The organism is Wolbachia endosymbiont (group A) of Acrocera orbiculus (genome assembly GCF_947250015.1).
Classification (GTDB): Bacteria; Pseudomonadota; Alphaproteobacteria; order Rickettsiales; family Anaplasmataceae; genus Wolbachia; species Wolbachia pipientis.
Map to the genome: position 1 here is coordinate 885,742 of NZ_OX366272.1, position 12,831 is coordinate 898,572.

Sequence of the window (12,831 nt, forward strand, 5' to 3'; positions counted from 1 at the left end):
CTAACATTGTTACTGTACTCCAAAAGCTCTTAATATTCAATATATTCTCATACTACTAAAATTATTATGGTTGATTTTTTTGTTAGAATTTGTTAAAATTTAATTAACTTAGCGTTCATAGGGTGTAGTATGTTGGGTATTACAAAAAATAATCAGAAAGAGAGCACTGACTTTGCTGGTGAGGAATTCGTTATCTACGCTACTTGTGTATGCCTAGCAGCCACATTCGCTGCTGGCTGTTTAGGGGCGGTAATAGGATCCCCTCTATTGACCTTTCCACTTGCTATGCTAATTTCTCATCCTGTGATTTGGATTATAATGGGAGTAGTTCTTACAACAGCATACAAATTAGCGAAGAACTATATTAATGGAAAAAGAGCAAGTCAAGGTGAGCAAAAAACTCAAGATGGAGATAGTGGTATTGTACCAGGAAGTGAACCCAATTCAAGGAACAGTAGTCGTAGAAGCTCTTTGGATAGTGGTTTGGGTGGTAAAGAGTTTCACGAAGATTTGGACACTCTTGTGCATCAGACAAACAGAAAAAACTATAGTTACTGGTTAGATGATAATGACATTACACATATTGCAAGAGTTGTATATGGGTACTCACAAAGTGAATATAGTAATAATAATGTCTATTTTCTTGCCCCTAGCTATTCTAATGGTTGGGACGAACTCACAAAAGAATTTCTTCAGAATTATAGAGGTGAATTCAAACAAAATTCTAAATTGATATTTACTTCGGTTCTTCATATTAACAATAATCATTGGGTAACTTTGGTTATTAAACCTGATGCAGGTGATAAAAAATTTAGAGCTTATTACTGTGACTCATTTGGTAATCAATTGCCAGATAATGTGCTAAATATTGTTAAAAGAGAACTGCAAAAAGAGGAATGGGTATTAGACATAAGAATTTCCCCAACTAAGCAGCAAAGTGACGGGTATAACTGTGGAATATTTGCGTTAGAAAATGCTCATAAAATTACACAAATGCTTAACGAAGACAAATCATTTGACGAAATTGACAAAAAGTTATCAGAATATAAATTTGATTTGAATGAGAAAAGAGAAGAATTTACAAGAGCGCTTATGGAAGATGAGAAATGTAAGGAAGATCTAAGAAATCGTAAGCGTCCGCCAAGGACGAAAACATCTCAGTCTTCTATTTCAAGGGAGAATGCAAGTTTGTGTTGCATTATGTAATCAATGAAAAATTACCATTGACCTTATGCCCCTCCAAATAGGAAATTTGACAATTGATTCTCCAGTTATTTTAGCTCCAATGTCTGGAGTGACTGATTATCCGTTTAGAAGTATTGTGAAGAAACTTGGTGCAAGTTTGTTAGTTTCAGAGATGATTGCAAGCAGAGCTATGATTATGCAAACTCGCCAGAGTTTGCAAAAAGCAAAAGTCGATGCATTAACTGCTGTTCAGCTTGCTGGATGCGAACCGAATGTTATGGCAGAAGCTGCAAAATTGAATGAGGATATGGGAGCTAAAATTATAGATATAAATTTTGGTTGCCCTGTTAAGAAAGTTGTAAACGGTTATGCAGGATCAGCGCTAATGCGTGATGAGAAAAAAGCCGCTGAGATAATTGAAGCTGTGGTCAAAGCAGTGAATATGCCAGTTACGGTGAAAATGCGCACTGGATGGAACGATGAAAATCGCAATGCCCCGAGACTTGCGAAAATTGCCGAAGACTTAGGAGCAAAAATGATCACTGTGCATGGAAGAACAAGAGCGCAGCTTTATAATGGTCAAGCAGATTGGAAATTCGTTAGAAATGTTAAAGAGCAAGTGAAAATTCCAGTTATAGTAAATGGTGATATTAAAAATTTAAATGATATTCAGAATGCTCTCAAAGAATCTGGAGCAGACGGAGTGATGATAGGTCGTGGTGCCTACGGTAAACCTTGGCTGATTAATCAAGCAATGAACTTTCTCAGTGGAAGTGAAACTTCTGAGCCAACAGCTTCAGAGAGATTAAGCATCATACTCGAGCATTACGACAATATTCTTGAGTACTATGGAAATGACACAGGAATAAAGATGGCCCGCAAACACATAGGTTGGTACAGTAGCGGGCTTCAAGGCTCATCTGAATTTCGTGTGAGAGTAAATAACATGATAGATAGCACAGAAGTGAAAGAAAATATTATTGGCTTTTTTGGTCAAGAGACACACTAGCTGTACTCAATTCGACTGATCCTATGCCACTACGCTCTCTTCCTCACCAGAGTGTAAATGACAACCATTATCCATCAACCATTCCTCGTCATAAGTTTCAATATCAAAATATTTTTCATATTTATCCACATTATCACAAAGTGAAAGTGCTCTGATCTTATTCATAATCAAACCTGTACCAGCAGGAATTAATCTTCCTACTATAACATTTTCTTTTAATCCACTTAAAGGATCACTCTTCCCGCAGAATGCTGCTTCTGTAAGTACTTTTGTTGTCTCTTGGAAAGAGGCAGCAGAAATAAAGGAGCTAGTTTCAAGACTTGCCCTAGTAATCCCCTGCAGAATAGGAAGATAATGAGTAGGCCGTTTGCCAGAGTTACTCATAGCATCATTTTCCCTATCAACTTCCAGCTTGTCAATGCTTTCGCCAACCAAGTACATAGTATCACCAGGATCAGTAATTTCCACTTTTTGTAGCATTTGTTTTAAGATCACCTCTAAATGCTTATTGTCTATACGAACACCCTGCAATCTATAAACTTGCTGTATTTCAGAAATCATATAGTGCGCTAAAGCTTCTAACCCAAGCACACGTAAAATATCATGGAGATCAGGGTCACCATCCATCAATAGATCACCTTTACGTACAAAATCACCTTCATTGACTATTACATGCTTACTTCTTGATACCAAATATTCAACTGGAGAAATTTGTTCATCTACAGGTTTAATTAATATACTGCGTTTTCCTCTACGGTCTTTTTCAGAAAATGCTACATAGCCATCTATCTCACTAACAATAGCATGCTCTTTAGGACGACGTGCTTCAAATAACTCTATAACCCTCGGTAAACCACCAGTAATATCACGAGTTTTAACTGACTCTCTTGGTGTTCTTGTAATAACATCACCTGCATGAACCTTCTGGCCATCTTGTACATTGAGCACTGCACCGATTGGTATAAAATAACATGCTTCAACGCCACTTGCGAGTGTCATTACTTTACCATTATCGTCAAGCAGCACAATACGAGGACGTAAATTAGCTCCACCAGAATGCAATTTCCAGTCTTTTACTACTTTGCTTGATATTCCTGTAGATTCATCCATCACTTCAGTGATCGAAATTCCATCTTTTAAGTCCTGATAAGACACTGTACCAGTCTTCTCCGTGATAATAGGCAATGTATAAGGATCCCATTCCGCAACTTTATCGCCAATTTTTACTGACCCACTCTCATCTACATAAAGCTTAGCGCCGTAAGGTACACTGTGCTTCAACTTCTCACTACCAAGGCTATCAATCAACACGACTTCACAGGAACGGCTTATCACAATTTTATTTCCGTTTCTATCTATAATTATATTACTATTGTTTAACTTTATTTTAGCATTAATAGAAGCTATAATATTCGAGGATTCAACGCCTCTAGTCATTACTCCACCTATATGAAAAGTACGCATCGTTAACTGAGTACCTGGCTCTCCAACAGATTGAGCAGCTATAACACCAACTGCTTCACCTATTGAAACAATTTTACCAGTTGCAAGGTCTCTTCCATAACATAAAGAACATACACCAGGACTTATTTCACAAGTTAAAGGCGATCTAATTTTTACAACATTAAGACCTGCAATGCTGATTTGCTTTACTTTATCCTCATCAATTAATTCCCCTGCTTTTACTAATAATTCTTTTGTCACTGGGTTATATATATCATTTGCAGCTGTTCTACCCAGCACAACACTCTCTAGAGATGCAACTATAGTACTTCCTTCAACTGTAGCTCTCACAACAAGACCATTTTTTGTTTTACAGTCATGCTTTGTAACTATGCAATTTTGAGATACATCAACTAAACGACGAGTTAAGTATCCAGAGTTTGCAGTTTTAAGTGCAGTGTCAGCTAAACCTTTACGCGCACCGTGAGTAGAATTAAAGTATTCAAATACGTTCAATCCTTCACGGAAATTAGAAATTATAGGTGTTTCTATAATCTCACCAGAAGGTTTGGTCATGAGCCCTCGCATTCCTGCTAGCTGTTTCATCTGTGAAGTAGAACCCCTTGCACCAGAGTTAACCATCATATACACTGAGTTGTACTTACTATTTCCATCATATATAGATATTGCTTTTAACATATCATTAGCTATCATATCCGTACACTTAGACCATTCATCTATAACCTTGTTATACCTCTCACTTCTAGTGATTAGCCCATCTTGATATTGCATAGAGAATTTCTTAATTTCACCCCTCGCGTGATCAACATGTGTAGCTTTAGTTTCAGGTATAACCATATCACAACGACCAAAAGAGACACCAGAAAATGTGGCATACTCAAAGCCAAGTACCATTAATTTATCAGAAAATGCCACTGTAGCACTTTGACCACAGTTACGATATACCAAATCAACTATACCAGTTATTTCCTTGACTGTTAATATCTGATTTATTAGATCGAAACCTAGATTCTCATGCTTAGGAAAAATTTGCCATAATATTAAACGGCCAGGAGTTGTACAAACAGTTTTATAGTGAGTTTCACCGCTGCTATTAATATACTCCATCCTATACTTTATACTAGAATGAATATGTAAAGTACCATCACTCAAGGAATGCTCAACTTCACAAAAAGCACCAAAAGATGGTAAATTATCTTCCTTAGGTTCTTGTAAAGTCAGATAATATATACCAAGTACTATATCTTTACTAGGAACTATAATCGGTCTGCCATTAGAAGGACTTAAAACGTTATTAGTGGACATCATCAACACCCTAGCTTCAAGCTGAGCTTCCAATGAAATTGGCACATGCACTGCCATTTGATCACCATCAAAATCAGCATTAAACGCCGTACAGACAAGCGGATGAAGCTGTATTGCTTTGCCTTCAATAAGGATTGGCTCAAAAGCCTGAATACCAAGTCTATGTAGCGTAGGCGCTCTATTCAACAAAACAGGATGCTCTTTTATTACCTCTTCAAGCATATCCCAAACTTCTGGTTTTTCTGCTCTTATCAACTTACTAGCAAACTTAATAGTTGGAGCCATACCATACATCTTAAGCTTTGAGTAAACAAAAGGTTTGAATAGTTCAAGAGCCATTCTTTTTGGTAATCCACACTGATTTAGTTTCAAAGTTGGACCAACAACTATTACAGAACGTCCAGAGTAGTCTACCCTTTTTCCTAAGAGGTTCTGGCGAAAACGACCCTGTTTTCCTTTTAACATATCACTAATGGACTTTTTATATCCAACAGCACCAGCTTTATTTACCAAAGTATTACGACGACTATTATCAAAAAGAGAATCAACTGCTTCTTGTAACATCCTTTTTTCATTACGAATCATAATCTCAGGAGGATTTAAGCTCAACAATTTCCTCAACCTGTTATTTCTATTAATAATAGTCCTATAATGATGATTCAGATCAGAAACTGCAGGACGACCACTCTCAAGCGATACCAAAGGACGCAAATCAGGTGGTAAAATAGGTATAGTTGTAAGTATCATCCACTCAGGCCTATTTCCAGATTTAATGAAGTTTTCAACAATACGCAATCTCTTTATAATTTTCTTTCTTCTTATCTCAGAAGCAACAGATTCTAATTCTAGTCTTAAATCCTTCCTAATTTCATGTAAATCAAGGCGCGTTAGCAACTCTCTTATAGCTTCAACACCTTGCATAGCTACAAAACTATCGATCCCATAGCTATCTTTAGCTTCATTATAAGCTTTTTCACTAATAATCTCACCTTTTTCAAAAGGCGAAACAAGAGGATCTATTACGATATAATTATCGCTATATAAAATATTCTCAATATCTCTGAGAGACATATCCAATAATGCTCCAATTCTTGAAGGAAGCGATTTCAAAAACCATATATGAGCAACAGGAGATGCAAGCTCTATATGACCCATCCTTTCTCTTCTTACTTTAGAAGATGTAACTTCTACTCCGCATTTTTCGCATATGCGACCTCTGTGTCTTCTTTTTTTGTATTTTCCACATAAACATTCATCGTCATTGACAGGGCCAAAAACCTTAGGGCAAAATAATCCACCTTTCTCAACTTTGAACGTACGATAATTTGCAGTTGAAACATCTTCTATCTCACCACAAGATATACGCTTAATACTTTCAGGGCTAGCAATCGATATGCTAACCTCATTAAAAGGTTGTGCAATGTTAGTGTGAGATATATCTTCAATCACTACATCATTTTGCTTTAAATCTACATTTAAACATAAAGAACGTAGTTCTTTTATCATCACATTAAAGGATTCAGGAATTCCACATTCAAAATTACTGTCACCTTTTATTATCGATTCATAAATCTTAACTCTACCATTAATATCATCAGACTTCACAGTTAACATTTCCTGCAAAGTATAAGCAGCACCATAGGCTTGTAATGCCCAACATTCCATTTCACCAAAACGCTGACCACCAAAATGAGATTTTCCTCCAAGAGGTTGTTGAGTAACCAAACTATAAGGCCCTACTGAACGCGCATGAATTTTACCATCAACCAAGTGGTGCAACTTAAGCATGTACATGTAACCAACTGTAACCTTGCGGTCGAATTTTTCACCACTGCAACCGTCATATAATACAGCTTGTCCAGAGTTATCTAAACCAGCAAGTTCAAATAATTTTGCTATTTGTTCATCTTTTGGACCCTCAAATACAGGTGCAGCAACAGGAACGCCATCACGTAATTTGCGTGCAAATTCAATGAGATTATTATCACTAATATTACGAATATCATTACAGATAGATACGTTACTGCCATAGCTATAAACCTCAATCAGGAAGTTACGTAAATTGCTGTATGAACTTTTACAAGAGTTCAAATAGTTCTCTACTAACTCATTCAACTCGTCATTTAGTGCATTCTTATTAGGTGTATTTAAAACAGAAGCCGTTATTTCATCATCATCAATATTTTCAATTTTTTTATTATCAAGGTATGCTACTGCAAATTGTGTAAAATTATCATCGTTAAGGGACCTAATTCCCTTGCAAAAAGCACTTTTGATCTTATTGATCTCATCGAGAATATTACTTACCTTTTCCCCTAATTTTCTACAAGCCCAACCTACATGCGTTTCCAGTATTTGCCCTACATTCATTCGTGAAGGAACACCAAGAGGGTTAAGAATAATATCAACAGGAGTACCATCTTCCAAATAAGGCATATCTTCCACTGGCACAACTCGAGAAATCACACCTTTATTTCCATGTCTACCAGCCATTTTATCCCCTGGTTGCAGACTATGTTTCACAGCAATGAAAACTTTTACTGACATCGACACACCTTGAGGCAGGTCATAACCTTCATGTAATTTTTCTACTTTTCGCTTAAACTGTGCTATTGCATGTGATACTTTTTCATCAAAATCTTTTTTTAAGCTCTTAACTTGCTCAGAAATGGATTGGTTTTTTAATCCTATACCCCACCATTGCTCACGTTCAATAGAGTCAAATTTTTCTCGATCTTGAGAACCAGAATTAATAAGAAGTTTCTTCAGTTCATCATAGAAATATTCACTAGTAACATTGATTATATAATCTCGCTCTTCCTCAAAGTCATTTATCTCTTTTTGTTTGATGAGTAATGCCCTTTCATTTTCTTCAACCCCCCTGCGTGTAAAGACTTGTACATCAATTACTGTCCCTTCAACATCTGGAGATGTATATAAAGAGGAATCCGCACAATCGAATGACTTTTCACCAAAAATTGTCATTAATAACTTCGTTTCAGGAGGCAATGAAAGAGAAGGTTTAGGTGTAACTTTACCTACCAGAATATAGCCTGGACCAACTCTTGTACCAATTTTCACTATACCACTATCATCCAAGTGATATAGATTTTCTTCATTAACACCAGGTATAGCACGAGTTATTTTTTCTGATCCTAAAGGGGTATCATGTACAACACAGTCAAATTCTTCTATATGAATAGAAGTAAAGAGATCTTTTTTAACAACTTCACTAGAAATAATAATAGAGTCTTCAAAATTATAACCTTGCCAAGACATAAAAGCGACTAGCAAATTTTTACCAAGCGCCAACTCACCACTGTTAATTGCAGGACCATCAGCTATTACATCACCCTTTTTAACATAATCACCTACGCACACTAGCGGTCTTTGATTAATACAAGTATTATGGTTAGAACGCTGAAATTTCCTTAGATGATAAATATCTACGTCCAAGTAGTTAACCCTTTCTTTATCAAAAGCACGTATAACTATAGAGTTACTATCAGAACTATCAACTATGCCATCGCGTTTTGCTAAAACTACAGCACCAGAGCCAGAAGCTACAAAAGACTCCATACCAGTAGCAACCAGAGGAGCGGTAGGCTTCAATAAAGGTACGGCCTGACGTTGCATATTTGAGCCCATTAATGCTCTATTAGCATCATCATTTTCTAAAAATGGAATCAAGGAAGCTGCAACTGATATTACCTGCTTAGGAGATACGTCAATGTAACTAACTTGGTCGCTACTTACCATGACGAAGCTACCAGCATATCTACAGTATAGCATGTCATCAACAAAGCAATTATTTTCATCAAGCTTTACGCTAGTGTCAGCTATATGATGTGAGCCTTCGTCTATAGCAGAAAGATACTCAATTTGATCAGTAACAACCCTATTGACTACTTTTCTATAAGGGCTTTCAATGAAACCATATTTATTAATACGCGCGTATATAGCTAAGCTGTTGATTAACCCTATATTTTGCCCTTCAGGAGTCTCAATAGGGCAAATTCTTCCATAATGAGTTGGATGAACATCACGCACCTCAAATCCTGCCCGTTCTCTTGTTAAACCGCCAGGACCTAACGCGGATAACCTTCTTTTATGTGTTATTTCAGATAACGGATTAGTCTGATCCATAAATTGAGATAATTGAGAAGAATTGAAGAAATCTCTTAAAACATTAGTTAACACTTTTGGATTAATAAAATCAGATGGAGAAACTTTATCTAAACTAGAAGTGGACATAGAATCAACTATTGCGCGTTCCAATTTCAACAACCCAGTTCTAAATTGATTTTCTATAAACTCTCCAACTGATCTTACTCTTCTGTTTCCTAAATGATCAATATCATCTACAGATCCTTGACCGTCACGTAACAATACTATTTTTTTCACAATTTCAATAATATCTTCATGCGTTAAAACAGTTAAATCCTCATCATAATTTAATCCAAGGTAAGAGTTAAGCTTCAACCTACCAATGTTAGACAAATCATAATATTCCGGACTGAAGAAAAGATTACGGAAAAACTCTTCTACTATCTCTAAAACAGGAACTTCACCAGGACGCAAAACTCTATATATTTCATATAGTGCATCCTGATAAGACATGTTTTCATCTAAGAAAAGCGTATTTAATATATAAGGTCCAACAAACAAATTATCTATGTTCAACACTGATATTTCATCTACAGATAATAACTCAAGCTTCTTTATGTCTTCCAGCTTTATAGATTCACCAGCAGATAAAATTTTCGTAGAGCTAGCACTATCCATTAAATCTTCTGCGAGGAATAAACCACATATAGAATTAAAAGGAACCAGATACTCTTTCAATTCATTATCATATAGCTTTTTAGCTAGTCTTGAGGTAATACGAACGTTAGCTTTAAGCAGCACATTACCTTCAATATCCATTAAGTCGAAAGGCAGCCTCACTCCTTTAAATTTATCAGGAACAAAAGGCACTTTCCAACCATCTTTATGTTTTACATACTTTATTTTCTCATAAAATCTATCGAGTATATCATTATTTGATAGACCCAACGCCTTTAATAAAACTGAAATTGGCAATTTTCTTTTTCTATCAACACGAAAATACAAATGGTCTTTAACATCAAATTCAATATCAAGCCAAGAACCCCTATAAGGAATAATTCTAGCAGAATAGATCAATTTACCAGAATTGTAAGTTTTTCCCTTATCGCTATCAAAAAATACACCAGGAGACCTATGCATTTGTGAGACGATAACTTTTTCCACACCATTAATGATGAAAGTGCCCTTATCAGTCATCATAGGCAACCCACAAAAGTGGACTTTCTGCTCTTCTATAGATTTTACAACGGTTGCAAGTTTAGAATGATCTCCACTCTCTTTAATCGATTTATATTCATCAAGAGAAATACCATCCTGCATAACAACAAGACGTATAGAAGCAATAACCTGAGCAGAAAAAGTTACACCACGCTTTATACACTCAGATTCATCATACTTAGGATCATCTACCCTACAACTTATAAACTCAATAGTAGCCCTACGCAAAGGATCATTTATTGGAAAGATTGTATGAAAGATAACTTCAAGTCTTTCATTACCCTTATTCTTAGGAGTAAAAGAATCATATGATTCTTTTTGAACCTTAACCAAATCCAATAAAGAATCTTTTAAATCAATCGACCTAGAATAAGAAACTCTAGGAACAAAAGCACCAGAAGCGTACATATAAGAAGAATCAACCATTAAAATACCCCAAACTAATTAAAAGAGCTATATCAATATAAAATTAATACATTAAATATTATTCAAGCTCCACTTTAGTTGCTCCTGCTTCAATAAGTTTTTGCTTGATTTTTTCTGCTTCGTCTTTAGGAACATTAGCAGTCAAATCTTTAGGTAAAGATTCAACCAACTCTTTTGCTTCTTTTAAACCCAATGTAGAATTAACCTCTCTCACAGCTTTAATAACTCCTATTTTTTTACTCGCATCAATTTCTTTAATCACAACTTTATACTCAGCTTTTTCTTGAGCAGCAGGAGCAGCAGCATTATCACCAATAGGCGCCCCAGCACCAACAGCTCCACCAAGAAAAGAACCAGCAGGCAACCCTATTTTCTCTTCTAAAACTTTTACAAGTTCAGAAGCCTCTAATAGGTTTAAAGATAATATTTTATCAACCAAATCACTTGTTACATTACTCATAATTACCACCTTACTTAACAACAAATTTATTTTTTAGAACTATAATAATCCAAAACTCTCATAAGCCTCATAGAAGATGAATTAATAGACAACGCTAACCGAGCAGGAATATCATAAGATATTAAACGCATAATTTTAACACGCAATTCATCCAGAGAAGGCAACTTAGCCAGTTTATTAACATCTTCCACTGTTAACAATTCATTTAAATGAGCTGCGCAAATCACAGACATTTTTTCTTTGTTAGCATTAGTAAAATCAACTATTAATTTTGCAGCTTCTACTATGCCACTAGAGTATATAATAGCAACAGGACCGGAAAATTTGCCTGATAAATAAGAGAATTTACCAGTCCTTTCCAAAGCCAAGCGCGCTAGAGTGTTTTTAACTACTAATACCCCACCTGCTATAGACTTCAGACTATTCCTCAGAGTTAATGAATCATTAGCATTTATAGATTTAAAATTTACTAATATCAAGAAATCATTATTTACAAATACGTTTATTGTGCTCTGTATAAATTCATCCTTATCTTTACGCTTCACGGTATCACTCCCTTAAATTATATCTTCCACTTTGCCTATCTTATAAGCTTTACCCATAGTTGAATTTAAAAAAACACCCTTAAAGTAAATTCCTTTCGCAGAAATAGGTTTATTATCTTTAATTACTTTAAGAAAGGCTTTTAAATTTTCTAGCAAGTCATCAATATCAAATTTAATATTTCCTAATTTACCATGAATAACACCATTTTCATCTGTTCTAAATTTTACCTGACCAGACTTAATGGTTTTAATAGCTTCTGCAATGTTAGAAGTCACAGTACCAAATTTAGGGTTAGGCATCAGCCCTTTAGCACCCAATACTTTTACAATAGGAGTGATTTTTGCCATAAAATCAGGAGTAGTAATGCACCAATCAACATCTAACTTTCTACCTTTTTTTATTTCTTCAACTAAATCCTCTCCTCCTGCAATATCAGCACCAGCTTTTTCAGCTTCTAATAAATGTTTATCTTGAGCGAAAACAGCTACTTTAATATTCTTCCCGATACCTTTAGGCAAAACTACTGTACCACGCACCTGCTCTTCAGATTTACGTGAATCTACGCCTAAATTGACCGCAATATCAACTGATTCATTAAATTTTGCTGAAGCAGACTCAACAATCTTCCTCAAACACTGCTTAGGATTATCATTATATGTATTCATTTACCTAACCTTCCACAACTTCTATACCCATAGATTTTGCAGTGCCTACAACCATTTTCACTGCTGAATCTTCATTATCCACTTTCATATCAACCATCTTGCACTTTGCTACTTTAATTATAGCAGACATAGGTAATTTAGCCACTAATTCTTTACCAGGATTACCAGAACTTTTACTTAATTTAGCCTCCTGCTTAAGTAAATAAGCCACAGGCGGACCGCTGACAGTAAAATCATGAGAGCGATCATCCTTTATGGAAATTCGCACTGTTACTAAATCGCCTACTTTATAATTAGCGTTAGCAGCACTAGTAACTTTATTAAAAGCTTCACAAAACTTAGGAACAGGTATACCACGTGGACCAAGTACTGAAGCAATTTTCGGTCCTGGAACTGCTTTCCCAGCTTCCATAAGTAAGTTAATCTTAGCAACTATAACACTCATA

General features: G+C 35.6%; 7 protein-coding genes. 2 read left to right on the forward strand and 5 right to left on the reverse strand.

Annotated elements, in window-relative coordinates; translation table 11 throughout:
- Window positions 1–129: 129 nt before the first annotated feature.
- Both OOL03_RS04440 and dusB read left to right on the forward strand, forming a co-directional pair.
- The gene (locus OOL03_RS04440; RefSeq protein ID WP_264705518.1) at window positions 130–1,206 is read left to right on the forward strand and encodes a C48 family peptidase; all 1,077 of its coding nucleotides are present in this window, start codon (window positions 130–132) and stop codon (window positions 1,204–1,206) included.
- Window positions 1,207–1,231: 25 nt separating this feature from the next.
- Complete coding sequence (gene dusB, locus OOL03_RS04445; protein WP_264707099.1) at window positions 1,232–2,194, forward strand: tRNA dihydrouridine synthase DusB; 963 nt, start codon at window positions 1,232–1,234, stop codon at window positions 2,192–2,194.
- A 21-nt stretch (window positions 2,195–2,215) separates the two neighbouring features.
- On the opposite strand, the gene OOL03_RS04450 is transcribed toward dusB, so the two are convergent.
- The 5 genes from OOL03_RS04450 to OOL03_RS04470 are packed head-to-tail and all read right to left on the reverse strand — an operon-like array spanning window position 2,216 to window position 12,830.
- On the reverse strand, window positions 2,216–10,714 hold the full coding sequence (locus OOL03_RS04450) for a DNA-directed RNA polymerase subunit beta/beta' (RefSeq protein ID WP_264707100.1): 8,499 nt from the start codon (window positions 10,712–10,714) through the stop codon (window positions 2,216–2,218).
- 58 nt (window positions 10,715–10,772) lie between these two features.
- Window positions 10,773–11,174, reverse strand: coding sequence for a 50S ribosomal protein L7/L12 (rplL, locus tag OOL03_RS04455; protein ID WP_007551887.1), 402 nt, complete (start codon window positions 11,172–11,174; stop codon window positions 10,773–10,775).
- 26 nt (window positions 11,175–11,200) lie between these two features.
- Window positions 11,201–11,719 carry a 50S ribosomal protein L10 gene (gene rplJ, locus OOL03_RS04460; protein WP_006279539.1) on the reverse strand — a complete coding sequence of 173 codons (519 nt, stop codon included), beginning with the start codon at window positions 11,717–11,719 and terminating at the stop codon, window positions 11,201–11,203.
- Between the two features lie 12 nt (window positions 11,720–11,731).
- Window positions 11,732–12,385: a 50S ribosomal protein L1 gene (gene rplA, locus OOL03_RS04465; RefSeq protein ID WP_264707101.1), complete on the reverse strand. Its 654-nt coding sequence runs from the start codon at window positions 12,383–12,385 to the stop codon at window positions 11,732–11,734.
- A gap of 4 nt (window positions 12,386–12,389) precedes the next feature.
- Window positions 12,390–12,830 carry a 50S ribosomal protein L11 gene (locus OOL03_RS04470; RefSeq protein ID WP_006279541.1) on the reverse strand — a complete coding sequence of 147 codons (441 nt, stop codon included), beginning with the start codon at window positions 12,828–12,830 and terminating at the stop codon, window positions 12,390–12,392.
- Window position 12,831: the final 1 nt, after the last annotated feature.